This window comes from Lacipirellula parvula, assembly GCF_009177095.1.
GTDB classification, from domain to species: Bacteria; Planctomycetota; Planctomycetia; order Pirellulales; family Lacipirellulaceae; genus Lacipirellula; species Lacipirellula parvula.
Genome location: NZ_AP021861.1, coordinates 4,534,065 through 4,558,614, shown reverse-complemented (window position 1 = coordinate 4,558,614; position 24,550 = coordinate 4,534,065). Strand labels below are relative to the sequence as shown.

Sequence of the window (24,550 nt, the reverse complement as noted above, 5' to 3'; positions counted from 1 at the left end):
TTCACTTTCCCAAACCATCAGAGCAAGAAGACGAATGAACCGATACACGATCCCCGGATATGTTATCCGCAACCAAAACGGCGACTTAACAGGAATGCGCTGTCCCCTCAGTGGGCAATCATTTTGGGGCGAGACGTGCGAACGTGATCAATATCACCACACGCTCGCGATCTACCAGTCGCAGGGCGCGGAAGAGTCGCTCAGCATTGCTGAGCGAAAGCAATTGTACCAGCGGGGCAACAGCCGGTGATAGTCACCTATCAACAAGACAATCGATACTCCGCCGCCGTCGCTGGCGGCGGTGTCGTTTGTTATCAGCTACCGCGAGCCGCCGCGGCCGCCGCGATCTGCGATGCGCTTGGCGTCAACCTGACTGAAGCGAATCGATTGCTCGACAACCCGGCATCGCCGGCAGAGTGGCGAGCTACATTCTCCGCAGCCGTCGCCGCCGATCTCGAATCGCTCAGCGATGAAGTCGAAACGCTCGCCGATCGTGAGCGTGCCGAAAAGCTCGCGGCGAGAATCACGACGTTAGGTGAAATGCTCGCCGAGATTCACGCTCAGCAGACCGAAGCCAATCGCCTCGCCGCCGAAGCCAATAAGCTCGCAGCCGACAAGCTCGCCGCCGATCAGCGACAGGCGAAGGAACGCGAAGCCATCGCGTCGAAGCAACGATTGCTTGCCGAGCAACAGCAAGCTCGCGCCGCTGAAGAGCAGCGCAAGCGACGCGACCTTCGCGCCGTCCGCAACTCTGATGGTACGGTTGACCTGACAGAAGCAGATTTCGCCAAAACTGGCACTCAGGTAATAAAGGTTCGTCGTTTGGTTGCGCGATACAAAGCAAATGAGGTTCTGCCGCCGGAAGTGGCGGCCATGCTGAAATGAAGCGTTTCAATTTCACGGGTCCATTCGATCCGTACCACGAATACAAACCCGGCGACATCTACTCAACAAAATCGGGCAAGTTTTACATCGTCGATCGATCAGGATCAGCGCGCCCCACCGCCGCTCCCGTCGATCCGGCAGACATTCCCGAAGACGGCCGCGACGGTGCCGATGGAAAAGACGGCCGTGACGGCAGCGATGGCAAAGATGGTGAGTCCGGCAAAGGATTCAACTTCGCTGGCGAGTGGACGCCCGGTCGGCAATATGAAGTCAACAGTGTTGTCGAGTACGACGGCAGCGCATACGTCTGCACCGCGCCCACGATGATGGAACCACCGGACGGTGACGGTTGGTCCCTCTTGGTTGCTGCGGGCAAGGATGGCCGCGACGGCTTTTCATCTTCGCGCGTCTTCCATAGCGGCGAAGGCGGTGGTAGCGGAGAACCCGGACCGCAGGGGCCGCCCGGCGAACAGGGGCCACAAGGTGAGCCCGGGCCGCAAGGCGAACAGGGTGAGCAAGGTCCGCCCGGTGACACCGGCCCGCAAGGCGAACCCGGTGCTGATGGTGAGCAAGGTCCACAAGGTGAACCCGGCGAGACTGGCCCGCAAGGTGAGCCCGGCGAAACCGGACCGCAAGGCGAGCAGGGTATTCAAGGTGAACAGGGCCCCCAAGGTTTGACGGGTGCGCCCGGACTTCAAGGCGATCCAGGGCCGCCGGGTGCGGACGGTGCGCCTGGCTCCGCTGCGACTTTGCCGAAGATCGAAATATTCACGGCAGGTGCAACATGGACTAAGCCATCTGGCGCGGTCACCGTCACTGTTCACTGCATCGGCGGTGGTGGGGGCGGCGGTTCGGGCCGGATTTCCGGTTCGGCAACTGTTCGTGGCGCTGGTGGCGGCGGCGGTGGTGGCTGCTACGCAACGTCGGTCATCTCTGCGAGTAGTCTCGCTAGCACCGTTTCCGTCTCGGTAGGCGCTGGTGGTACTGCCGCCGCATCCGTTCACACGTCCAACTCCAATGGCAACGCAGGCGGGAATGGTGGCGCGACTACTTTTGGTAGCCACGTCACCGCCGGTGGCGGCGGCGCGGGCGGCGGCGGAACAACGTCGGCGGGCACGGCCGGAGCGGCTGGCACTGGATCAGTTGCCACTGGTACAGGCTCGACAGCCAACGGCACTGCCGGCGGCATCGGCGGTGTTGGTGGTTCGACGATCCCAGTTAGTGGCGACGCCTCCAACAACTCAAACCACATGGCTGGCGGCGGTGGCGGTGGTGGTGCCGGCGCGAACGCGAGCAATGTAGAAGATACGTTTGGTGGTCTTGGGGGCAACTCTGGCGGTCTTAAAGGCAATCGCGGTGCGTCGTCGAGCATTGCCGGCACCGGCATCCTTACTGTCCGCGCGGAACCCGGCGGCAACGGGCCAGCTTTCATCGCTGGAACCACGCTCGCCGAGTTCGGTGGCGCGGGAGCGAACGGCGGTCCTACCACCACGGGAAGTACCGGCGGCATCGCTAACACTGAGGGACGGAACGGCGGCCTCTATGGCGGCGGCGGTGGCGGTGGCGCAGCGAAGCTGAACGGCCAATCCAATTTCAATGAAGGCGGTTCAGGTGCCCCGGGCATCTGCGTCGTCATCACAACGTTTTAGGAACCAATGACTACAGAAATTAAGCAGGTACTCGGATTCGATGCCTCGCAATGCTTCGCAGAACTTACCAAGCTCGACGGGGCGCTGGTCACTTTCCAGAACCGACTCGGTTCCACGGCATCGACGCTGAGTGTTTTCAACAAAAGCGCTGGTAAAACCATCAGCGCCTTCATCCAACTCGGCAAGCACGGTAACGCGGCCGCTTCGGCTCTCGCCGCTGTCTCTGCAAACCAGAACAACCCCGCCGCTAATCTCAACGCAGCGTCTTCCGCTGCCGCGCAATTGGCGGTGAGTCTTCAGCAAGCCGGCGTCACGGGACAGTCGGCAAGCGTGAAGATCGGTAACGCGATGGTGCGGCTCGGTAAGCAGTCGAACACGACGGCGGCGCAAGTTGCGGCAAGTAGCCAGCGAATGACCACGTCGATCGCGCTGCTGTCGCGGGTCGTCTACACGCAAGCCATCGTCCGCGCGCTCAGCACGTTGCGGAACAGCTTCAAGGCGACTGCGAACGAGGCGGCTGACTTCTCCGCAAGCATTAGTCTCATCAGAACGATCGACGATTCCAAACAATCGACCGACGCGCTATCCAAGTCAGTGCTGGACCTCAGCAACCAGTTCAACGTCCCGTTGCTTGAGACTAGCGCTGCCCTCTATCAGACGATCAGCAACCAGATTGGCAACGCAGCGGAGTCCACTCAGTTCCTATCACAGGCGCTTGAGTTCGCAAAGGCGACCAATAGCGATGCCAAGTCGTCTGTTGATCTTCTGTCCGGTGCGTTGAAGTCGTTCAATCTGAATGCTAGTGATACCGACAGAATCGCGTCGTTGATGTTCAAGACGATCGACTTGGGCCGCATCGAAGCGAACGAATTGTCGAACGCCTTCGGTCGGCTCGGCACGATCAGCAAAGAAACTGGCCTCCGTCTTGAGGAAGTTCTCGGCGGTTTGTCAGCGATCAGCGTCCGCGGCTCGGGAACTTCCGAGTCAATCACTCAGCTCCGCGCGATCGTCTCTGCCTTGCTGAAGCCCAGCGAGGCGATGGCGAAGGCGCTCGCCGACATGGGATTCGAGAGTGGCGAAGCGGCCTTGAAGAGTCTCGGGTTCGTCGGCGTGCTCGAAAAGTTACGTCAGTCCACCGGCGGAAGTGCGTCGGCAATGGTCGCGCTGTTTCCGAACGTCCGCGGTCTGGCTGGTGCTGCATCGTTGACGAGCGACAACCTTGCGTCCCTCTCGGCGAACATCCGCGAGATGGACGCCGCCGGCCGGGACTTTGCGCACAACAAATTCCTTGAAGCGACGGCCAATGACGGCGAGCGCGTTCGCAAGGAATTCAACGAGATCAAAAACGTATTCGTGACGGAAGTCGGCGGCGCGTTGATTGTCGCGACTAAGCGTTTCCTTGAGACGACGAACGCGACGCAGCATCTCACGGCTGCGATCAATGCCAGCGTGCCCGCTGTCGATAACATCGTCGCGGTGATTGGCCTCCTGATTAGCCAGTTGGCAGCAGCCAAGCTAGGTGCGGCTGGACTCAGCAAGGCGCTCGGGGCGTTGGCACTAGTGCCAATCGCTCAAGGTGCCGGCGAGTTGCTCGGCGACAAGCTGAGCAAAACCATCGACGCGAATCGCAACCAGGGGCTACGGGCCCTTGAAGAGTCGAACGCCAAGGAAGTGCAATCGTATCGCGACGCTCAGCAGCAGAAAGTCGAAGCGGCAAACTTGGCTAACCAGAAGATTCTGGCGAACACCCGCCAAGTTGCCGACGCGATGAATCGAGCGTTCTCGGCAGATCAGATTGCCAACGCCCTCAACAGCAGTAGCGGCGTGTCAGCGCTCGAAAGCGTCGTCGGCGGTCGCGAGATTGACACAATGGGCAAGCTTGCGGCGGCGACCGAAAGCGTTGTCAATAAAATCGGCGAGCTGAATCAGGCGATTGCGAACGCCGCGACGGCAAGCCAGCAACTCAACACGATCAGCACCGAAGTGGATACGGCTCTGGCATCCGTTCGCGGCACCGGTAACGGCACGACGGGTGAATTTGCGGATGGCTTGCGGGCACAGCTCGCGACGTTGAAGGCCGATCTTTCGGCACTCGCCCAATCGAGCAACATCACTGAGCAAGAACTCTCGGCGGTGATAGCTAAACGTAACGAATTCGGCGAAGCCGCATTGAATGGTGAGAACCCGATCGTCGGCAAGCTTGGATTCGCGCAGGATATCATCCAGCTCGACCAGGCGCTCGTGAAGCTTCAGCAACTCAAGCAGCTACAGGCGACTTCGACGGTGGACCCCGGTCTACAAGCTCAGCTCACGAAGTTGGAACAGGTTCTAGCACAGAACCCCGCCGGCCAGTTCGGCGGTGCAACACAAGCGATGAATGCCGCCGTCTCGCCCGCGCAAGCGATCGCAGCCGCTTGGGAACGTGCTGCCGCAGCAGCGAGGGCCACCGCGACGGCTGCCGCTGGTGGTGGCGGCTCTGTGACTAATCAAGCCTTCGGCGGAATGATGCACCTTGCATCGGGTGGCGCGGCACGCGGCATCGATACCATTCCGGCGATGCTGTCGCCCGGTGAGTTTGTGATGAACGCGCGGTCGAGCCGTCAGTTCTACTCGCAACTTCACGCGATGAACGCCGGACAATCACCAGCCTATCGTGAAAACGGCGGCAGCGTGACTAGCATCGGAGACACGAACGTGTCGATCAATGTGAACGGCGCAGGCGATCCCGGGCTGACCGGAAATGAAATCGTTCGGCGAATCAACCGGGCGCAACGTCAAGGCATCAATCGAATTCAGTAAACGCAAAGGGCCGGTAGCGAATTTCGCTACCGGCCCTTTTTTATTTATGCCGCGACAGAGGCGGCCAAAAGATGGCAGAAGAAGTTTTCAGTCACTGGATTGAACCGCTCGCGTGCGCTGGCGAACGCGGCGTCGGCAATCAGTTCTGCCGCCTCCGCATCACCAGTGCGGGTGGCGATCGACTTCACCAACGCCGCACGGTGGCGATTGCTCAGCTCAGTTTCCGCCGCAGCGGTTCCAGACCGCCATTCGGCGACAAGCTGGTTGTCGGAAAGGGATTCGAGATCGTCGCTCCAGTCTTCCGTCTCCAGCGAGGCGTAGGCATTGGCACGGCGAGCGATCAGCTTCATGGCTTCGACGGTGCCTTGGCGATCGGTGGCGACGTTGCCGAACAGAGTGTCAATCGAGTCGAGGATTTGTTGAGCGGTCTTCATGATGTTGTTCCTTAGATGAGAAGCGAAAAGGCAAGGAAAGTCAGTTAGGTGGGTACCACCCGCCTCCGTAGTAGATGATTGGCCGACGTTGCTTTACGACGATCACGACGACAGTCGTCGGGGCACAGTAATGCTGCTTGACAGCCGGCACCTGACGCATCATTGGCCGCTGAGCGTGGGCGGTCGAGGCAAAAACGACGAGGATAAGAAGAGCGCGGATCATGGTAGTTTATTCAGGCGTGTGTAGTTGGGTGTAACGCGACGCATACAGTGCTGCGTTTTTTGCTTCGAGCGCTCTCAGTTCTTTATTGCGGTGTTCGTGAACGACATGGTTGGCACAATCGGCCAGATACGAGCCGAGCGGGATGGTAAACAGGGCGAACAAAATGAGAACTGGTGATTTCATGGTGTGGACTCCAGAGGGCGGATGTCTATTGCAATCATGGACGCGCCCGCGTCGGCGCCAAGTGACGCTTGTTAAAATAGGCAGACTTCGGGCGCCTATTTGTATGGGTGGAGGCGCCGATGGCGCCTTTGACGCTACAATGAGCGAACCACGCACTAGCCTGAGTGTCCTTTCGAACGATGGTTGCACCGAAGCGTAAATACACGAACACTGCCCGCAAGCTGCAGAGCGCAGCATTGCTTGGAGATACTCTATATGACGCTCCTTCGAACATTCCACGCTTCCGCAAACCAACTCGACCTCTAGTCATATCCAGCACCCCCAAGCTCTTTACCCATCCTCTGTTGTTGAAACAGCAGTTCGATTTCGCTTGGCCTGGGACTAAGTTCTTTCCAGATACTTGCTTCTTTTCTCGCAAACCACCGTGGTACTTAGTTGAAGCCTGCTTGGCTTCTGGCATTTGCATCACACCGTCAATGCTCGCGGAGCTGAAGCCATGGGTCGCCGACACTCCATTCCGCGAGCTATTGTGGGCTGCTGTACGGCGAGAGTCCGCACCGGGCATGGTTGAGCTACTTGCTCCCGCATACGTCCAGTCTTTGCCCGCTTACCAGCACTATTTGGCCCTACTCAAGTATCGTAAGCAAGTCGGCGAGTTAGCAGTTCGGTTACTGGAACACAAATCAAAAAAGGAACCTACAGACGCTCAAATCGACGCCGAGTTGCAACGTCGATTTGGAGCGCGCGGCGCTGAGCTGGCCCGCAAAGGCTGGGACGAACGTGCAAGCCCCAATCGGTTTGTCGATGAGGAGTTTGTGGTAACTGCGACCCTTACGGCAATCATGCTTGGTCGCGAAGTCCCTATCCTGACTTTCGATACCGACGTTCATAATCAGTTTGCAAAGCTGGCACATTTGATTTGCGACGACTACAGGTCAATGCTTGTTGCAGAAGAGTTTCAACGTAACCCTTTTACGTTTGGTTCCCGGAGTCAAATCCTCAACGGGCGAGCTGTTGGCTTGAAACTAAGGCATTCCGAAGTATGCGGCCTGGTTCCGTCCGATCCGTTCACAAATGCCTACTGTTTTCTATTTGGGAACGATTTTCGTGACCTCAGAATCTCGCGCGTCGATGTGAACTTCCCGTTAGATGTGCAGCGACTGCTGAATATAAAACAATCGACGGGTAGAAACACCGACATACTTGGTACTCGGAACTGTAGAGTATCATCACGACGGAATTTTCGGGGAAGCGTTGTCGCAGTCGCAATTATCAACGACGATGATTTGGCCAGAGTTGGCACGCAGATATTCGCATACGAAGATTTGAAAGAAGTGCTCGCGGAAGACGACACCGTTGTGTATCCGGCGGTAGAAGGCATTCACGACAGTGAAGTGAATTACAATCGCGAGTTGGTGTTGCCTGGATTGCCAGGAGATGCCTTTTACATGTCTGAGGAGGCGCGGACAGAAATGGAACAGTCAATGAAGCGTCGTCAGAGGGATGCCGATCGACAGTACTGCATGCCAATTTGTCTAGATATTTAGTAGGACTGGCGTTTTACGGCGTGGGAATGTGTCGTAAGGGAATTGAATGAACTGGCGTCCGTGTGAAGAGAGCTTTTCCGATCCGCTCATGAGGGCGATGACTAACCTCATCGTTCCTCACGAGCAGCGACACCCTGACTTACTGCCCAATCTGCGTGCCGCTTCCGAACTCGTGTTTGCATCTGATTACTCAGGCGAACATTCAGAATCGCCTTTCCAAGTCATCACATATTTGCTCGCAACGAATGAGAGCATTTTTAAGACTTGGAATCCTATTCGTCGATCGATTCGCGAGCAGTTTCTGAAGGATGGACGCCGATTCGCTTTCAAGAACCTCAACGATCAAAGCAAACAAAAGGCAGTCGTTCCTTTTCTGCGGTCAGTAGACGAGATCGATGGCGTTCTCGTAAGTATTGCGATTCACAAGGCGATTGAGCCCTTTGCGAAAATGCACCCCTTCGCGGAGAAAACAGCCCAACTCTGGAAACCAGATGTTTGGGAGAAGTTGCTGCGTATCGGCCATTTCGGTGCTGTTCTGGCTGGCGGACTTACAGGAGCCGGGCAAGTCATACGATGGATGATGGATGATGACGCGATCATTGCGAATGAGCGCTTACAGAAAGCCGGTGGCAACATCATATCGACAATGTTCGCGCGAACTTGCCCGCGCCCCCACGGTCAATTGATGTTTGGCATTGCCAGCCAGATGGATGATGGCCGGCTTGCGGAAGACTTGGTTGCAATCTGTGACCTAGCAGGCGGAGCAACCGCTGAGAACCATTCAGTTCTTGGCCCCGATTTGTTGCCAAGAACAAGTGACTTGCTGGTGCCAATTATGGCTCACCGGTCAACAAAGACTCAGATACTTACGGCATGGCTTTCGTCGTCATCAAGCCGGTTGCAGAAGCTAACAATTGCGGTTCGCCAACACGCTCCGGGTGAGTTGTTGTTGAGCATCGGCCAGCCTGAGATGCGGCCCGACTTAGCGCCAGTTGGAGCGCCGCTATGGCTTCCACCCGATAGGGGATGGAAGAAATCTTCGGAATGGTGGTGGCCAAATCAGTGACGGCAGCCAATCCGCGGACAAACTCGGACAAATGCCCCGCAGCTACGGACGCTGAACCAAAAAAGCCGTGTCCGTAGCTTGTCCGAGAACAGCAGCTAATTAGGACACACTTGAGCTTATCAATCGGTGTTGTATACTTCAGAGAGTCCCGGAAAACACGGGCTTTCTTGACAATCTCACCGACCGCAAGTCTTGCCTCCGAAGCCGAAGGTTACTGGTTCGAATCCAGTCGCGGGTACTATACATGTCGCTTCTGCGACCATCTCCGCGCAGCCCCAAAGCCCCATGGACTGCACATTGGACTGCAGGCCACCCGCCAAAAAACTTTAGTGGGCGGCCCGGGAAGTGGTCGACGTGGCCCTGGACCGGGTTGCCGGAAGAAGCATAAAACCCTGGACCGATAGCGACACAGGGACAGCCCTCGCTAGTCCTAGATTGGCAACTGCGGGACCGCGTCGACCGCAGCCCTAAGCTCTTCGCGACTATTGTGGCTGTAGCTCAACGTCGTGCGGATATCGGCATGTCGAGCCAGCTCCTTGACTACATGCGCAGCCGCCCCTGACTTCCAAGCGCGGCTGACATAAGTGTGTCGGAGTGCATGCCAATCGCGAAATTCGCCGTCAGCATTTTGATAGTCGAGACCAGCCTCCGCCAAATCCTTCTTGATCATGACGTGCGTCTTCCGCTTCTCCAGCCCTGGAAACACTAGCTTGTCCGCTGGCAGGTCACGAAGCGCTAATTTCAAATAGCTGACCAGCTGCGAGGTTAGCGGCAGTGTATCCTGTCGACGACGCTTTGAGTGAGCCGCCCGAATCTTGACGACCGGATGCTCTCCGCTCAGGTCAAAAGAATTGGGAGATACGCTGGCCAACTCGCTCCTGCTCAGGCCTGTCGCAGCGGCGATGAAGTAGGCGAGTGCTCGCGTTGGCCCGTCAATGCCCTCAATGACGCGGTTGCTGGTTAGCGCTGCTTGATAGAGGCCTCGGAATTCGTCATCTGTGTAGGCGGTGCGAGCGTGACGAACGTCAACCTGCTCGTTCTCACACGCCATACCGGCTAGCGGATTGGAATCGATGAACTTGTTCCTCAGCCCCCAGGTCAGGAGTGACTGGAGCGATTTCAGGTATGTGTTGCGGGTGCGGGGCGAGACCAGCGGCATATCTTCCGGCTTGCGACGTGGTGACATAGGCGTGCGGCGGAGCGAGGCGAGCGCTGCCTGCGTGGCGGCCTCTGTGATGTACGAAACGTCCGTGGTTCCCATGATGGCGAGCAGCCGACGAATCCGCATGCGATTGCCGTCAGCTTGTTTCTCTGTCATCTGGCGACTTCGCTGGTACTGCCAGTATGCATCGGCGGTCTCTAACAAAGAGCGAGGCGGCGTCTTAGGTTGAGCTCGCGTGCCAGCGTGTGCAGCAGCGAGGTGATGCTCTCGGAGCTTGATCTCAGCGCCAATCCGGTCATGCTCGGGGCAACCGGTAGAGTAGCGGCGCGGTTGACCAGCGATTCGGAAGGTGATGTACCAGGTTTTTCGGCGGAGGACGAGCGAAGCCATTGCGAAATCCCACGGGATTCTCCAGTCATAGGACAATTGGATCAGGGGCGAGCGTCACGCATAATTTGGGTCAGGACTCGCGACGCTCGCGACGGTAGGCGTGAATGCTGCCGGCCCGCAAGAAATCCTCAATGTCGACAGCACGCCAAAATGGGGTGCTGTTGGGACCTCCTGGGCGGATAGGCGTCGGCAACCTATTCTTCTTCACCCAACGGGTGATCGTCGCGGTCGACTTGTTGAACATGCGAGCCAAATCGTCGGCGGACAACAGGTCAAAATTGAAACTAGCAGGCTTCATTGATTTTCTCCTCAGGGGTTTCTTCGGTGCGTAGGTCAGAGATGCGAAAACGATTGGGCGGATCCTGGTCATGGATCGTAATGCCGTAGTAGACCTTGATCTTGGCTGGGCCAATCCGCTTGTCTGCCTTTCGCACGTCAGGAAATAGCTGCTTCAGCATCTTTCCGAGCTCCCTGACGTTACTAACGTCGCGGCCAGAAAGTCCGTTGCGACGGCACCACAGGTCATAGCTCTCGAACAAGCGTCTCGTCGGAACAATGCCGGCTTCGCTCGCTTCGACGTAGTCTTCCAAGTACTCCAGTGCTGGGTTCGCCAGGTACTTCATCTGCTCAAGCTCTTCGACCATCCTCGGCGGAACAGTAAATGCTTGCGTCTCCCGCAGTCGCCGCAGTCCTTCCATGCTCCAGTTGAAGATGCCGCTGATCTCAGCTCGCAGTTTGTCGCCGAGATAGCGATCTCGTTTGTTGGGCGGCACTGAGCGATCAAACGCGATGATCAAGGCACGATCCCGAATAGCTTTCGAGCGATCTTTGAACCGCGGCATGTGATTGCCGATGAATAACAGCCTGGACTCCGGACGAATATTAATCGCGCTCTTATGCTTGCGGTCGAAGCTTATGCGATCACGGGAAGAAATCGCCTTGATCTGCCCCTCGGCGACGACTGGGAGATTGCCGATGTCCGCTGAGACGTTCAGCAACTTTTCCGCCAGCTCTTCTAACCCGAAATTGCCAGAGAAGCGTTCGAGTCCAAGATTCGAAATATTATCGGTTCCAAGCAGGTACTCTTGCACGTTTGCCACCGTGCTTTTGCCCGTTCGAGACGGTCCCAAGAAGATGCCGAACCGCTCCATGCTGGAATCGAAGACGCAGGTATAGCCCATCCACTCTTGGAGCAATTTGATCGACGGAACGTCGAGCCACTGAGCGAGACAGTCGAGCCACAGCGGGCATTGTGCCGTAGGATCGTAAGCGAAAGGCCGCACTGCCTTGGTGAAGAACCGAGGATGGCAGCGAGTGAAGTGGCGCTTCCCTTTCGCGAACTTGCTGAAGCGAAAGATGCCGTTTTGTAGGAGGACCCAATCTCGAACGCTCGCTTTGTCGCTGAGGATTTGGCGATTCTTGAAGAGGACCGCCTGAGGGCATTCGGTTGGGCCAAGTCGAGGAGCCCGTAGTAAGAACTCCTTGACGGTTTTCCGATAGAACGCAGCTGGCTCCTGCATGAAAACGTCGAACTCGCGGCACAATTCATGTTCAAGCTGCCCTGCGCTCAAGCTGATGTAACGACCATGGTCGGGTGAGTAGCGGTAGAGCGTACCGTTGATCGTGCGGTGTGGTGAAGTGGACGCGTTATTGTTCAGTACCGTAGTGGCGAACTGTGCTGCCAGAACATCATTCTTAGCCAAATGGAGAATCTCCTATTAAATGGCATCGCCGGCTATCGATTGAAGTCGTGATGCACACTGGTGAAAAGCCTGTAGCGACGAAAAAATGGTCGGCCAGCGTGCGAAGCACGCTGACCGACCCTACCGACTAGGCACCGGAGGCGTCGCATGCAGGACTCAGCGACGGCAACGACAGCATCGAATCGATGAAGTCGTCGAAATCGACGCCGAGAGAACCGACTAGGTCCTGAGCCGCATCCTCGCTCAGGAATTCCGCAGCGAGCGCGGCGTTCTCACGGCAGCGGATGACGACGCCGTGCTCCATCCAGAAGTTGCCGCCTCCTTTACCGCCGACGCCGGCGCCGCACGCGGTGGCGACGGCGTTGGTCCGGTGCTGGCCGACGGCGTCAGCGAGGTCGCGCAGCGGACAGTCGTTGCCCTCGTGGAAGGCGGTGAGAATCAGCTCGGCGAACGCCGAGAGCGTCTCCTTCTGGCGGGCGCGCTTCCTACGCGGGGCCGGAACGGGCTGAACGCCACGTTCGGACAGTGCTTTTTGGATATTCATCAGTTTGCTCCTTGAATTTGGGTTACGGGGATCGACGCAGGGCGCACGCTCTGGACGAAGAGGTACTCGCCCTGCCCCGATGAAAATGCCGACGAAGCGACCTGGACAACAAAGTCCTTGCCGACGAAGTCGTCGAGCGAGAGACGAGCGCCGGGAAGCAGTTCCCGGCCAGCCATTTCCGAAAGCAGTTTGATCAGGGAGCCGCCCTGCTTCGCGCTGCGAGAGGTCTGACGGGTGACCTCTTTTCCCTTGTCCGGGCCATATTGGACCTGGAAGTGGAATCGGTAGGCATCGCTGCCCCACCGACTAGTAACCAGCTCGACTTCGTCGAGCCGCATTATGTGGCTGCCCCGCGAGGGAGAGCCGCCGCGAACTACTAACAGTTTCATTTTTTCCCCTGGATAGGAGACTCGGGCAGCGTGCTGGCACGCCGGCGGTATCGAAGTGAAACCACGTTCACTCAAGTACGTGAACGCGATTGCGGCCTCCTCGCTACAGGTGTGCCGTGCGTAAGTTGTTTGGTTGGAATGGGTTAGGGGAATCCGTGGGCTCGCAGTCACACCTGGGGTTGCTGTTGCTGACGGGGCGGTTCGCGCCTTAAGTCATTTGGTTGGAAGACGTTACGAATCAACGAGGGGGGGGTTGTATACCCAGGGGGGGTATGTAGGATGCTTTTTTTCAGCCCCACCCGCGAGTTAAGGTTCGCAGATGCTCACCGCCGAGGAAAAGAAGGAAGCCTTGATTCGATTAAGAAAAGCCATTGGGCAGATGGAGTCACTGGTTTCGAAGATCGAAAACGATGAACCGACTGCAGATATGTCGCACTTGCTGAAGACCGCCATGGGGTCACTCAAAGGTGCCGCCCAATCGATTATTACGGGGCATTTCCGCTCGCTAGTAGACCTGCTAGTTCGGGCGAAGAGTTCCGACGTAAAGAAACTTGGCGTAGAAGACGTTACGCGCGAGTTGGTCAAGTCTGCTGAGGTGTTTACCGGCGCACGAACCAGTGGCCAAAAGTGACGCCGTAATACAGGTGTAGCACTTGGAAATCTGATTGATCGGCAACACATGTCGACGTTACTCGGCAGAGTTCAAAGGCCTCCGTTGCTCCGCTTGTTGGTATTGAGGAGCCGTGTGCGTATGGAATGTGTCTTTAAGGATTCGAATGTCATTGATAATATCGCTTCGGCAACGATCACCATTGCCGTCGAAAGACAGCCCGCGAGGGCAGCAGTTACTACCATCGAGCCTCGAACGCCCTGCACGCATTCAACTGGTACTGGTTTTCTAGAACGACTCTCGGCGCTCGTTGAGCATTTGGCGACGACCACCGTTGGCTTGACTGTTCTGACGAAACGAGATGATCGACCAAAAACGTGAGTCGTAGATATTAACAGCGAGTAAGTAGGGATTTGGCGGCGTCGCCGGTCGGCCTTCGGTTGTCCCTCAGCGAGGGCCCTTAGGGAGTAGTGTCACCCGCCAAGCAGCTAGGCGCTATCGCGAGCAGAACAAACGCCTCTTTTCGCTAAGAATCGCTCGCAAAGCGACGATTTGCTGGTCTTCTGCTTGCCGGTACGGATACAGCGTATCCTGGAGGATAAGTGCAGGGGCATCCTACGGATCGAGAATGGATAGTCGTTAGCTGCTGCCGTGCGGCAGCGCCCCCCCCATTTCTCCGTTGGATTTAGAGATAATCAGGACGATCGCCCGAGGGCGTCCAGGAGAATAAGGACTGCGGGATGGATGCCCCGTTCTCTACGGAGCCCTTTGGCGCCGCCCGGCGATTACCATTTGGTTCAACGTAAGCGAAGTCTTGCACAAGCGTCACGTCGGGGCCGTCGTCAGTCCATTCGGCGACAGCTTGTCCGTCTCGGATTTTCCGGAGAAGGAATCCACCTCGGACGGATTGTCACCGCCGCACCCCATCAGAACACCGGCTGCTACTGCGAGCGCTAGTTTCTGCAACCTTGCCTGAGCACTCATTATCGATTCGTTTCTCTACGCATGCTCCGCTCAACCCACGAGGCGTTCCATATTATCTCAAGCGCCTCACGAAGCCAAAACAGTATGTAGGCAAATCCTGTTGTGGAATCACGATGTCACGTCAGCCCAAAGTCGCGATTTACGCTAGAGTCTCGACCGACGAGCAGAGCCCTGACGCACAGCTGCTTGATCTCCGCGAATACGTCCGCCTCCGTGGATGGGAACAGATTGAAGAGTTCGTCGATGTCGGCGAATCGGGATCGAAGGATAGTCGCCCCGCTTGGTCTGAGTTGCTGACCAAATTACGGCAACGCAAGATCAACGTTCTCGTAGTCTCCGCTATCGATCGCGTCGGTCGGTCGCTCGCGCACCTGGTGAGAATCCTCGCGGAAGTCGGCGAACTCAACGTCACTCTGATCAGTTTGCGTGAGTCTTTTGATTTGTCCACGGCCCAAGGTCGTATGCTGGCGGGCTTATTCTCTGTGCTCGCCGACTACGAATTGTCACTCATCAAAGAACGCACAAAGGCAGGCATGCGATCAGCTCGTGCCAAAGGAAAGCAGATCGGCCCCAAGAAACGGTACTTCGATGTGAAGAAAGCGACCGAGATGCGTGATCGCGGACTCGGGCAAATAAAAATCGCGCGGACGCTTGGAGTGGGCGTTGGCCGAGTCAACGCATGGGCTCGGGATGAGTACATCCCTCCGCCTATTCGAAATCGACTTCACGCGGCCATCAATACACTCGAACCAGATTAGGCAATTGAGAGTTCTTGAACGTGTCAGACGGAGCTAACAGCAATCAGGAGCCTGCTATTTTTGGCCTGATTTGGAGAGAACTCTTTGAACTGCCACTCAGTGGAATATGACCAGCTGCTCGTCACGGTGCTGCGGCAAGCCTACGAGGATGTTTCCAGGAATGCTCTACTCGTAGGGATTGAGTATGCAGTCCTTCTCGACCCGCGGATTCGTCATGTGTTGGAACAAACAACCTATCCTGACGCGCAACAGATCAACCGAGTCCTTGTTCCGCTTGCATTTTTGCTAGGCCGCTTCGAAACGATGACGCAGTTCCGCTTCGGAATCGGCCCCGCTGAAGATCGCATCCCGATCCTTGCGACCTTCCATTCCGATGACAACTGCGGCTACTTCCTCGCGCTAACTTACGAGGAAGCTCATCGGTAGTCTTGGCTCGTCACGCGCGAGGCGAATGATTTCTTTGCCAGAGAAGATTGACGACCCACCCGCCCATTCCCCAACTTCCCCGCCATGGTTACCCCCTTGTAGGTGGATAGGTGCCCAACTCTCTCCCAGACGGAGACCTCCTCTCCCTTCGGAGCTGCGTCTCGCTGGTACGCCTGTTTCACCAGCGCATCAAGGCCCCGATCGCCGCGACGCCCCGCACTTTGAAATGCGATCCGGCATCGGCATTGATGTTTGGCAGCCGACTGCTGGAGTTGTCGAAGGAGTTGGCCGCAGCAGCCAATGGCACGGAAGACGTCTTGCTGAGCCGAGCAGCCATGGCGATTGAGGAGTTGGGGGAGTGGCTGGTGGCGAATGCCGAAGCCGACCTCCCGGCCGCAGCCGATGCACTCGGCGACCGCTTGTATGTGCTCTGCGGAGATGCGGTCGCCAGCGGGATTCCACTCTCGGAAGTGTTTGAGGCTGTGCACGAGAGCAACTGCTCGAAGCTTCCGCTCGTGACTACTGCGTTCGGAAAAGCCTTCAAGGGCCCCCACTACAAGACGCCAGATCTCGAATCACTTCTCGCTCACGATGCTGCGTTGCGAGCAGAGCATCCAGACGCCAACGAGCACGACATCCCGGAATTGTGATGCAGCCTCGCTCTCTTCCAACGCCAAGTGCGCCGGATGGCAACCCCGGGAGCGCGTCAACTTATCTTCATTACATTCACGGGCTCGACAGCGAGTTGCGCGAGTTATGCTTGCGTTGGGTCCAAGTCTGTCGATTCACCCGCCAACTGCCTGCCGGGTGGGAGTTCTTCGCAGGACGACTCGCCAGTCTCGGCATCGATCGACTTGGGCTTACCAATACTCGTGTTCTAGAACTGCTAGAGGCGGTTGCCGGATCGGGAGTACGCATCCCCGAGACCGAGTGGAAACTCCGAGTCGCTCGCCCCTGGTTCGCTCTTATCGAACCGATGGGCGACGCTCAATTAGTCCTGCCGATGCATTGGCTCGAAGGGCTAGAACTGCACGACACAAGTGAGAGCGTCTGGATCGGCAAACGGGCACTGGAACGTCCCCTCTGTCCTGATCCGTTTGCCCACCTTGATGAAGAGGGCGCCGGTGCTAGTAGAGAGACAAGGAAGATTGATTGGTCAGCGTACCAGTCGCACCGCTACGGCTGGCAGCGACGAGACGTGGCCGGCTCGCCCGATGTTACGGAGGCACATTCGTGATCGATCCCGATGTCGAGGCCGACTGGCTTCAAGATACTCTTGCCGAATTGGCCCAGAAGATACGGCAGCCCGGAGTTAGTACAGCCCAGTTGGCGGAATGCGCGTCGGTGCTCGAACGGATTGTCGACGATCTGCGGGGGACGCAGCCGGTAGAAACGCCTCCAGTCCCTGCGAGAAGCGGTCGGACGCGATGGTGGCTGACAGTCGCCCTCGGCTTCGGACTATTCCTGATGCTGCGGCGAATCTTCAGCAACGACCGCAATTCCTAGCCTGATCACCTTCAATTCGGGAGTCGACGTTGCAGCGCCCTAAAGATCTCAGCCGCGATGAACTAGAACGCATCGTCAACGAGTTGCAGCAGGCTCTCTACCTGCGGTATGACGAAGAGGCGGATGAATTCCTCTGGGATCCGGCGAAGGAGTGGAGCGGGTTCGACGTCTGCGACGCAATGGGTGATGTCCTCGGCGAATTGTCGATGGTTCCTGAAGAGGTCAAGCCGTTCGAGTAGTGCGGCGAATTCGACGACTACGACATATACAGTCACGGCGGAGGCTGGCAGCTAGTCCCCCTCCGCCGTTGATGTTGATGCCGTCAATTTCGAGCTATTCGAGGGCGTCCTCGACCGTGTCGAACGCCTCTTCGGCGTCGTCTATGTACTCGATTTGCAACTGGGCCAAAAGTTCTTCGCGCGACATCTCGCTGTAGCCTCTGTGCCCCGACCAGAGAATGTCGCCGAGCCAAGCCTGCAAATCCCTGGTCTTCTCTTCGCACATTCCTTCGACCAGCCGTTCATGAAGGATGCCGGCCAGCTCTAACTCTACTGAGTTAGGTTTGCCTTCAACGGTCGGTTCGGCGACGACTCGATCCTCCGCCCAAGCGACGAATCCCTCCTGCGTGAGCGGATGGGTCAGCTTCTCTTCGATCTCTTGCATCTCGACTAGAGCCGTGCCGGGGAAGGGCAGCCCGAACGAATAGGTGAGGCGCAGTTTGTTCTGCTTAAGATCTTGCGAGTCTATGCGACCGTCGACGCTCAGCAGCACGCCATCGTGAAGAGTGGCGAGAAACCCCGTTGCAACTTCGTGCGGACTCGTTGCGTCGGTGCGGAACTTGCCGTAAAGCTCGCTTCGCTGGCGTTTGGGATCGTCGGGCGTCAGGTGGGTGGTGCAGTTGAATCGACGCAATGGGCAGCTCCAAAAGGTTGAGGAGAACTGCTTCTTTTAGCACGAGCTGACTGACGAGATTCCCCAAGCCGGGCGATCGAGCCATTCCCAAGGGACCATTTGAGAACAATTGTCCTCAAAGGTGTGAGAATGGTTTCGCCACCGTCGTCGAGAACATGCCGTCGGGCCACCTTTGAGAATAGTGATCGGAGCCGGAATCTTTGAGAATAGGCGAGCTGCTCTATCCTTCAGTCAAATCACAGCGTGAACTTCGAGATCGACCGTCCTGCGATCAGCCCCTTGGCCTTCATGACACTCGGGCTGGCGACGTTACTAATCATCATCGTCGAACATCTCGTCAACGATGTCACCCATCTCGTAGTGTAGGTCAGTGGCGGCGACCCACGCGTTTAGCTGGAATGCTTCGGCAACATCATTCAATCGTACCGGTGAGGTGGCACTGCCGTGGTAGATGACGCCCCTACCCTCCCCTGTGTCGTACAGCACGCGGCCGCGGGGAACGCCAAAGTACTCGTCGGAGGGAGATTTGTTAATGCTCCAGCAGATCTTCGGCCACTCGCGCCAATGCTCCAGGTCGCTGTCCAGCAGATTCCCCGTGCGTGAAACGCATTGAGTCGGTGGATGCGACACGGCCACGAGCGTCGCACCGTTATCCCACCAAATACCAATGAGAGGTTTACTCTATTCCATGACTAACTCGTTGTTCTCGACCGGCGGGACTACACCATGCTCGACGTATGACACGACATTAGATTGCTCCAGCCATAGTTCTAGCTCCGTGCCATGTATTTGACGCCGCGTTCGAACAGGGCGTTTCAGACCGCATTGATGTCTGATCGCACCGTTCGCGTTAAGGCAAATCTCGGGCATGAAACTTAGACCCCCAGTTAAATGGCATGGCGGCAAGCACTACCTTGCTTCCCGCATCATCGAACTATTTCCAGAGCACCGGATCTACCTTGAACCCTTCGGTGGTGCCGCGTCCGTGCTACTCAATAAGAAGCCTGTGGACGTCGAGGCGTACAACGATCTCGACCCACGGATTAACCGGCTATTTCGTGTGCTTCGCGACGAGGGGGATCGGTTTGCCGCTAAGCTCGCATTCACGCCTTACTCTGAAGCGGAGTTCGAGGCCTGCCAAGAATATTCCGCCTCGGCTTCAGATCTCGATATGGCTGTGTGCGATTTCGTGAGATGGCGGCAATCATTCGGCGGGCAAGGCAAAACGTGGAGTTGCACGACGACGCGTGCCCGCGGCGGCATCGCCGGAGACGTGAATGCTTGGTGGTCTGCCATCGAAATGCTGCCTGAAATTATCGCCCGCTTGCAGTGTATCCAGATCCTGCATCGCCCCGCGATCGAGGCCATTAACAAGTTCGACTATCCAGAGGGGCTGATTTACTGCGACCCTCCCTACGTTCACGCCACTCGTGCTAAGGGTAGTAGGGCAATCTACGAGTTCGAAATGACCGACCAAGACCATCGAGACTTAGCGGCAGTTCTGATGCGGTGCCGGTCTAAGGTCGTCCTCTCTGGATATCCATCGGAACTGTACGAAGAACTATATGGAGATTGGAGGTCGGTTGACTTCGATATCGCCAATCATGCAGCAGGAGGAAACTCGAAGCGTCGGATGTTCGAACGCGTCTGGATGAACTTCTAAGCGGCCAGAGCTCGTTGTCGTTGCCTTGAGCAAATCTCCTGTACGACGCGGCACGTTGGTTGGAACAGCTCGCCCGTCGTTACTAAAAACTGCGCATCGCTATCCCCCAGCCAACCAACCGGCCCCCGTCAGGAGTTTGCAGTTATCCCTGGCGGGGGCCGAGCTGTATTCCACCGGAGAAACTGCCATGTCTAGAGAATCGAGTATTGCCCTCAGCAAACTTCGCAGCAAGTTCTTGCTTCAACCCGTCTCGCACTGCCCCTTCCGCGTGATTTCCGTCCTCCTCTCGCACTGCAATCGCGACACGTACGAATGCTGGCCATCACAAGCAGCAATTCAGCGGGCATCCGGCTACGGACGGTCTGCAGTCAACCGGGCTCTACGCACCGCGAAGAAGCTACAGCTATTTCATAGCGTGACGGTGGGAGCTCTGGAGATGCGGTTAAGACATCCCAAGATCAACGCAAATAGTAAGCACCGTTACACGATCTACACGCTCAACCCGAAGGCACCTGCCTGGAAGGACTACAAGCGAATCAATCAAGAGTATGCAGGACATTGCATGAGTGCCGCCGGATATGTCCATGGCACGACACGCTGAGTATGTCCGCTAGGGATGCAGGAACGTTTTCAATCTAAAAGACAGGTCTCCCCTTCAACCTCCCTTTCATTTTGAAAACCGCACCGTCGAAGTGTGGCCGCAGCCCCCAGCGGAGGCCACTAACTTCGACAATTGCGGAATCTCAGTGCTTGCGATAGCCGCATAACCAGCAAGCTAGTTTGAGAAGTTAGGCCCGTTGAAGACCAGAAGGATCAATAACCTAGAACTTCGGAGAGTCGATAACTTCGCGAGCCAGCTCCTCATCCGGCCCAATGCAGCCCGAGGGGCTGCATGCCGGAAGGAGCACTCGCGAGAAGGGTAAATATCTGAGACCCTCGGCCGCACGGAATTCCAGCCGTCGGCATTACTCACAAGGACACATAATAATATGACAGTTAATGAACAGAAAGTTGAAGCGCTCAAGTGGCTGCTAGATGGAGGCGGTGGGAACGGGGTATGGATAAATCAGCTGCGGAAGCGATGGAGAATCCGAACCTGTAAAAACCCTTTCAGCCCAAAGGAGTGGAATAGACTTGTCGAGGCCTGGGGAGAGTCTGCTCGGTTCAAGAAAACGTCTCAGCCCCTTGATCTTCCATTCGACCCGAGAGGTAATAGGTACACATCCCAGGAATTCGAAGAACTTAAACGAAGCTATCCCCTGATCAAGCCGGCTCAATTGCTCGATCGCTACCCCTTACGGGCACGCTGGTCCCAGGATCTATCGTACTGGGTAGAGAACAAACTGACGCTCCACTACCCAGTGATTGAGGTCTGGGATGATTGGAAGTTCAACTGCCATCGGCTATGCCCGGATGAGGACGAGGTAATTTCACGAGTGCTGATGACCCTAGCGATGGAGCGATCAAACAAGAAAGTCGGACGCGAGATCTGCAAAATCTATCCCGCCCTCGTGAGGCCGGGGGGCATTCCTAGCGAACAATGCGAACGTAGTGCGCCGTGACGCATCACCACCGCCTTCGCGTAGCGTCCGCAGAGGAGGCCTCCGTTTGGCTTTCTTTGCGTTTTCGGTCGCGGGCGAGGGAGAGGCACGCATTCCAAAGGAGGCGTAACGGGACGCAAAGAAGAGGCTCACGCGGCTATCATCTTCTATAGCAAACACTCTCTGGGGAGGGCTGCAGCTTCGCGATCTTACTCGCGGAATCGTATGGAATTACATTAGCCGCTACCGACTTTCCAGAGTTAGATCGAGCGTTAATAATTCCACGCACAGATACTGCTTCAAGAGTGCAATGGTGACGCGTTCCCGCGCCTTCTGCACGAGGGCTCTGACCCCCTCTTTTGCAGTAGCGACCGCATCAACGCGGTTTGCCTAGCAAACGCAACGACGGGAGTAACGCGTCGGGATGACGGTAGAAGTCAGCTGCCGTCCCTAGGAAGCGGTCTGTCCGACAACTAGCCCCCGGGGAACGATTAGTGCGAAGCCGAACATCCATATATCCGCTGATCACCAGTGCTTCCACTCTAGTTAACGAATTATTAAGGGGGATACTTGGGAATCGGCTGCACATGCATCATTTTCCCGTCAAGCGAAAGGTAGCAACACTCCCAATCGCCAATTCCTCCTGTATCAGCGTCTTTGAGGTAGACGAGGGTACTCCATTTGATTGTGCTTCTCATCCCGAATGCGTTTGATGCTTCCACCTCTCCGATCGCCCGCCATACACGAGGATTGTCTTTCAGCGGCTCGGCCATGGCCCCGAACCAGGGAAATTCCGCCGCGCCCGGATGTTGCAGCGAATTACGAACGAATTCCTGCGAAGCGACGATTGCCTGCCCTGCATCGCCCTCGCCTTTGGATATAGGCGGACTGATTGCAACCATCAGCGCGGCGAAGCCCACGACTACTAGCCCCGTGAAGACAATCGCCACTGGCCCAGGATGGTATTTAGGTTTTCCTCCCATCTTCACAAGGCGGTCTGCGATCGCTTGAGCGACTGAGAGTTCGGTCCCCAAGCGGCGGATGGCGTCGTCGCTCGGATGTAACCTAATGATGCGGCCCACCTCTTCTTGAAGCTGAGCTTGAGTCTTTCGTAACGCCTTGAGGGTTGCGGTCACAGCGAATGTTTCGAACTTGTTCTTAGCAGCTGCGAGTTCTGCTTCACCTTTTGCGATCTTATCGTCAATGCTGGCTAATTTGGCGTATCGCTTCCCAGCCATGCTCGCGACGACCGCGAGTCGGTGTGCCTTAAGACCGATGGCTCTTTCCGCCGCGGGGAGGTCGATCGTTTGAAGCTGTTTTAGAGTCGAGGGCGCTGCCGGCGCTGGAGGAGAGGAAGCAACTGGAGTTGGGGTGCTAACTGTGGTGAACAGCCCCCGAATGCTTCCTGCTTCGACGAACCGGTCACTCCCCTCGCGACGTACTTTCATTTTTGGCGTCAGCTTCCCATTGCGAGCCAGTTCTCGAATCTGAGCGTCCACGAACGGCCCCTGTTCTCTATCTCCTACACTCACGAACCAGTTGGCCATGCTGATTTCCTTCTTGAGGCATTATTGGGCGCAATTTGAGAAGTCTTCTAGCCGCACCTGAATATCGACTATAGTCGACAGACATTCCCGAACCAAGACTTGATACTCCCGGCATGGCCAAACGCCGGGACACACTTCTGATCGGAGGAGTTTTGCGAGATGCCCGCCTCAAGGCGGGGATGACGCAGGAAGCGCTCGCATTCGCGGCCGACGTCGACAGGACGTACGTTTCTTATCTGGAGAATGACCAGAAATCTCCAACGCTGGAGATGCTGGTGAAGCTCTGCCGAGAACTCAGTTTGCCGGTGTCAGAATTGATCAAGCGGGCGGAAAAAGCGGGAGGTTAGTTGCACGGCCCCCCTTCCTTGCCCCACTCTCTCCGAGCTGAGACAGTGTAAGTCGCACTTGGACCCAATCTTCACGCGCGCGACTCTAATTGCATCGACCTGATGATTGATGGTGTCTCGCTCCACGCGAGACCGAAGCGCCCCGACTTTAGTTCAGTACTAAGCTTCCGAGGATCGCGCGTAAAGGCCAGTTGGATGTTCACATGAATCAGCTAGTCACCGCGTTGGCAATTCAAAGATGGGCAAATCAACTCACTTCGCGATCAACTCTCCCGCTCGTACTACGCCGTCTCGCGCATACGACCTTGGCAGATATTTCTGAGATCGACTTTCCCGTTGGTGAATCGACCCAGCGATCTGGTTTTGACGGGACCATTACGTGCGAGGCGGGAAATGCCTGGGTACCAGCCGGCAAGTCTGTATGGGAGTTCGGCGTCAACAAAGGCGTAAAAAGTAAAGCCGACGATGACTTTGAGAAGCGCACGCAGGAAACATCACCAGCACATCAGACCGAGTCCGGCTACATTGCAGTCACCCCTCGACATTGGAAGAACAAGAAGAAGTGGGCTGACGAGCAAGCGTCAAATGGGTGTTGGAAGGAAGTTCGCGCATACGACGCAGATGACATTGAGCAATGGGTAGAGACAGCGCCGGCCGTTGGAGTTTGGTTTGCGCAACTATTAGGCCTTCAACCGTCGGACACCGATGACATTGAGCATCGATGGAAGGCGATCATCGAATCGACCAAGGTTTCCTTACAGCCGGAAGTTTTTTTGACGTCTCGCGATGCGTCAGAAAAGCAATTCAGTAAATGGGCGTTTGGCGATTCGCAATGCCTGACGTTCGCCAGCCGTTCCCCATCCGAGGTTATAAGCGTCTCCTGCCGGGCAGTGTCAATACGAAGCATCCGATTCCGAGTACGAAAAGAATCAAGACGAGACTCCAAGCGCATATAAAAGCCCCCCAGTGATCAGGAGACTCGGACGCTAGCGATATCGCAATGCCGACGGCAAACAAAGTAACCAGCAATCCATTTAATCGCATTGTCCAAAACATGTTCGATCTACCGACATGATCGTACTCCGACCACTGGCCAGCCACACCACGTCTGAGCGTTTTCGCATACTTGTATGTGTTGTACGTGAGGCAAACGATCGTAGCGAAAATCGCTATCCCAAGCAGTAATCTAATTGAACCGTAGTAGTGGAGATCCCATAACACCCAGCAGAACTCCACAGGCATGCTCCCTCCAAGTAGTAAACCCCAAATTAGATAAGGCGAT

The 24,550-nt window shown here is 56.6% G+C and carries 25 protein-coding genes; 15 read left to right on the top strand and 10 right to left on the bottom strand.

Translation table 11 applies throughout. The annotated features are described in order from the left end of the window. The first annotated feature begins 246 nt into the window (after positions 1 to 246). Genes PLANPX_RS17800 through PLANPX_RS17790 form a run of 3 tightly spaced genes read left to right on the top strand, consistent with a single transcriptional unit; the run spans position 247 to position 5,333 of the window. Positions 247 to 885, top strand: a complete 639-nt coding sequence (locus PLANPX_RS17800; RefSeq protein WP_152100035.1) for a hypothetical protein — start codon at positions 247 to 249, stop codon at positions 883 to 885. Next, complete coding sequence (locus tag PLANPX_RS17795; protein ID WP_152100034.1) at positions 882 to 2,534, top strand: glycine-rich domain-containing protein; 1,653 nt, start codon at positions 882 to 884, stop codon at positions 2,532 to 2,534. The genes PLANPX_RS17800 and PLANPX_RS17795 overlap by 4 nt, the downstream gene beginning before the upstream one ends. 6 nt (positions 2,535 to 2,540) lie before the next feature. Continuing rightward, positions 2,541 to 5,333 (top strand): phage tail tape measure protein, encoded by a 2,793-nt coding sequence (locus tag PLANPX_RS17790; protein ID WP_152100033.1) that lies wholly within the window; start codon positions 2,541 to 2,543, stop codon positions 5,331 to 5,333. 44 nt (positions 5,334 to 5,377) lie between these two features. Here the strand turns inward: PLANPX_RS17790 and PLANPX_RS17785 are convergent, their stop codons facing one another. Further along, positions 5,378 to 5,767, bottom strand: coding sequence for a hypothetical protein (locus PLANPX_RS17785; protein WP_152100032.1), 390 nt, complete (start codon positions 5,765 to 5,767; stop codon positions 5,378 to 5,380). Positions 5,768 to 5,996: 229 nt separating this feature from the next. Continuing rightward, on the bottom strand, positions 5,997 to 6,173 hold the full coding sequence (locus tag PLANPX_RS27460) for a hypothetical protein (protein WP_172992149.1): 177 nt from the start codon (positions 6,171 to 6,173) through the stop codon (positions 5,997 to 5,999). A 179-nt stretch (positions 6,174 to 6,352) separates the two neighbouring features. Between PLANPX_RS27460 and PLANPX_RS17780 the strand changes: the two genes are divergently transcribed. Beyond that, on the top strand, positions 6,353 to 7,720 hold the full coding sequence (locus PLANPX_RS17780) for a hypothetical protein (RefSeq protein WP_152100031.1): 1,368 nt from the start codon (positions 6,353 to 6,355) through the stop codon (positions 7,718 to 7,720). A 46-nt stretch (positions 7,721 to 7,766) separates the two neighbouring features. After that, positions 7,767 to 8,786: a hypothetical protein gene (locus PLANPX_RS17775; protein WP_152100030.1), complete on the top strand. Its 1,020-nt coding sequence runs from the start codon at positions 7,767 to 7,769 to the stop codon at positions 8,784 to 8,786. A 430-nt stretch (positions 8,787 to 9,216) separates the two neighbouring features. Here PLANPX_RS17775 and PLANPX_RS17770 read toward each other — a convergent pair whose 3' ends face one another. The 5 genes from PLANPX_RS17770 to PLANPX_RS17750 all read right to left on the bottom strand — a co-directional run bounded on the left by PLANPX_RS17770 (position 9,217) and on the right by PLANPX_RS17750 (position 12,923). Beyond that, positions 9,217 to 10,104, bottom strand: coding sequence for a tyrosine-type recombinase/integrase (locus PLANPX_RS17770; RefSeq protein ID WP_172992148.1), 888 nt, complete (start codon positions 10,102 to 10,104; stop codon positions 9,217 to 9,219). Positions 10,105 to 10,408: 304 nt separating this feature from the next. Beyond that, the gene (locus PLANPX_RS17765; RefSeq protein WP_152100028.1) at positions 10,409 to 10,636 is read right to left on the bottom strand and encodes a helix-turn-helix transcriptional regulator; all 228 of its coding nucleotides are present in this window, start codon (positions 10,634 to 10,636) and stop codon (positions 10,409 to 10,411) included. Further along, the gene (locus tag PLANPX_RS17760) at positions 10,623 to 11,858 is read right to left on the bottom strand and encodes a DNA primase family protein (RefSeq protein ID WP_232536429.1); all 1,236 of its coding nucleotides are present in this window, start codon (positions 11,856 to 11,858) and stop codon (positions 10,623 to 10,625) included. Before PLANPX_RS17760 ends, PLANPX_RS17765 begins: the two co-directional genes overlap by 14 nt. Positions 11,859 to 12,168: 310 nt before the next feature. Next, positions 12,169 to 12,585 (bottom strand): hypothetical protein, encoded by a 417-nt coding sequence (locus tag PLANPX_RS17755; RefSeq protein ID WP_152100026.1) that lies wholly within the window; start codon positions 12,583 to 12,585, stop codon positions 12,169 to 12,171. Beyond that, positions 12,585 to 12,923 (bottom strand): hypothetical protein, encoded by a 339-nt coding sequence (locus tag PLANPX_RS17750; protein WP_152100025.1) that lies wholly within the window; start codon positions 12,921 to 12,923, stop codon positions 12,585 to 12,587. Before PLANPX_RS17750 ends, PLANPX_RS17755 begins: the two co-directional genes overlap by 1 nt. A gap of 370 nt (positions 12,924 to 13,293) precedes the next feature. On the opposite strand from PLANPX_RS17750, the gene PLANPX_RS17745 reads away from it, so the two are divergent. The 6 genes from PLANPX_RS17745 (at position 13,294) to PLANPX_RS17720 (ending at position 17,497) form a co-directional block, all read left to right on the top strand. Further along, positions 13,294 to 13,605 carry a metal-sensing transcriptional repressor gene (locus PLANPX_RS17745; protein WP_152100024.1) on the top strand — a complete coding sequence of 104 codons (312 nt, stop codon included), beginning with the start codon at positions 13,294 to 13,296 and terminating at the stop codon, positions 13,603 to 13,605. A gap of 947 nt (positions 13,606 to 14,552) precedes the next feature. Continuing rightward, a complete protein-coding gene (locus tag PLANPX_RS17740; RefSeq protein WP_152100023.1) occupies positions 14,553 to 15,326 on the top strand; it encodes a recombinase family protein in 774 nt (257 codons plus the stop codon). Between the two features lie 84 nt (positions 15,327 to 15,410). Continuing rightward, on the top strand, positions 15,411 to 15,752 hold the full coding sequence (locus tag PLANPX_RS17735; protein ID WP_152100022.1) for a hypothetical protein: 342 nt from the start codon (positions 15,411 to 15,413) through the stop codon (positions 15,750 to 15,752). 248 nt (positions 15,753 to 16,000) lie between these two features. After that, positions 16,001 to 16,402: a hypothetical protein gene (locus PLANPX_RS17730; protein ID WP_338034236.1), complete on the top strand. Its 402-nt coding sequence runs from the start codon at positions 16,001 to 16,003 to the stop codon at positions 16,400 to 16,402. 583 nt (positions 16,403 to 16,985) lie between these two features. Further along, entirely contained in the window at positions 16,986 to 17,258 is a 273-nt protein-coding gene (locus PLANPX_RS17725; RefSeq protein ID WP_152100020.1) for a hypothetical protein, read from the top strand. Positions 17,259 to 17,287: 29 nt separating this feature from the next. Next, the gene (locus PLANPX_RS17720; RefSeq protein WP_152100019.1) at positions 17,288 to 17,497 is read left to right on the top strand and encodes a hypothetical protein; all 210 of its coding nucleotides are present in this window, start codon (positions 17,288 to 17,290) and stop codon (positions 17,495 to 17,497) included. Positions 17,498 to 17,591: 94 nt separating this feature from the next. On the opposite strand, the gene PLANPX_RS17715 is transcribed toward PLANPX_RS17720, so the two are convergent. Together PLANPX_RS17715 and PLANPX_RS17710 are read right to left on the bottom strand one after the other, a co-directional pair. Further along, positions 17,592 to 18,170, bottom strand: coding sequence for a hypothetical protein (locus tag PLANPX_RS17715; protein WP_152100018.1), 579 nt, complete (start codon positions 18,168 to 18,170; stop codon positions 17,592 to 17,594). A 312-nt stretch (positions 18,171 to 18,482) separates the two neighbouring features. Beyond that, positions 18,483 to 18,800: a hypothetical protein gene (locus tag PLANPX_RS17710; RefSeq protein WP_152100017.1), complete on the bottom strand. Its 318-nt coding sequence runs from the start codon at positions 18,798 to 18,800 to the stop codon at positions 18,483 to 18,485. 238 nt (positions 18,801 to 19,038) lie between these two features. Here PLANPX_RS17710 and PLANPX_RS17705 point away from each other — a divergent pair, with 238 nt between their 5' ends. Next, a complete protein-coding gene (locus tag PLANPX_RS17705) occupies positions 19,039 to 19,833 on the top strand; it encodes a DNA adenine methylase (RefSeq protein WP_152100016.1) in 795 nt (264 codons plus the stop codon). A gap of 187 nt (positions 19,834 to 20,020) precedes the next feature. Then, the gene (locus tag PLANPX_RS17700; RefSeq protein ID WP_152100015.1) at positions 20,021 to 20,434 is read left to right on the top strand and encodes a helix-turn-helix domain-containing protein; all 414 of its coding nucleotides are present in this window, start codon (positions 20,021 to 20,023) and stop codon (positions 20,432 to 20,434) included. Between the two features lie 1,497 nt (positions 20,435 to 21,931). On the opposite strand, the gene PLANPX_RS17695 is transcribed toward PLANPX_RS17700, so the two are convergent. Next, positions 21,932 to 22,921, bottom strand: coding sequence for a DUF4339 domain-containing protein (locus tag PLANPX_RS17695; RefSeq protein ID WP_152100014.1), 990 nt, complete (start codon positions 22,919 to 22,921; stop codon positions 21,932 to 21,934). Between the two features lie 113 nt (positions 22,922 to 23,034). On the opposite strand from PLANPX_RS17695, the gene PLANPX_RS17690 reads away from it, so the two are divergent. Together PLANPX_RS17690 and PLANPX_RS17685 are read left to right on the top strand one after the other, a co-directional pair. Further along, entirely contained in the window at positions 23,035 to 23,268 is a 234-nt protein-coding gene (locus PLANPX_RS17690) for a helix-turn-helix domain-containing protein (protein WP_152100013.1), read from the top strand. 203 nt (positions 23,269 to 23,471) lie between these two features. Further along, positions 23,472 to 24,224 carry a hypothetical protein gene (locus PLANPX_RS17685; RefSeq protein ID WP_152100012.1) on the top strand — a complete coding sequence of 251 codons (753 nt, stop codon included), beginning with the start codon at positions 23,472 to 23,474 and terminating at the stop codon, positions 24,222 to 24,224. The last annotated feature ends 326 nt before the right edge of the window (positions 24,225 to 24,550 follow it).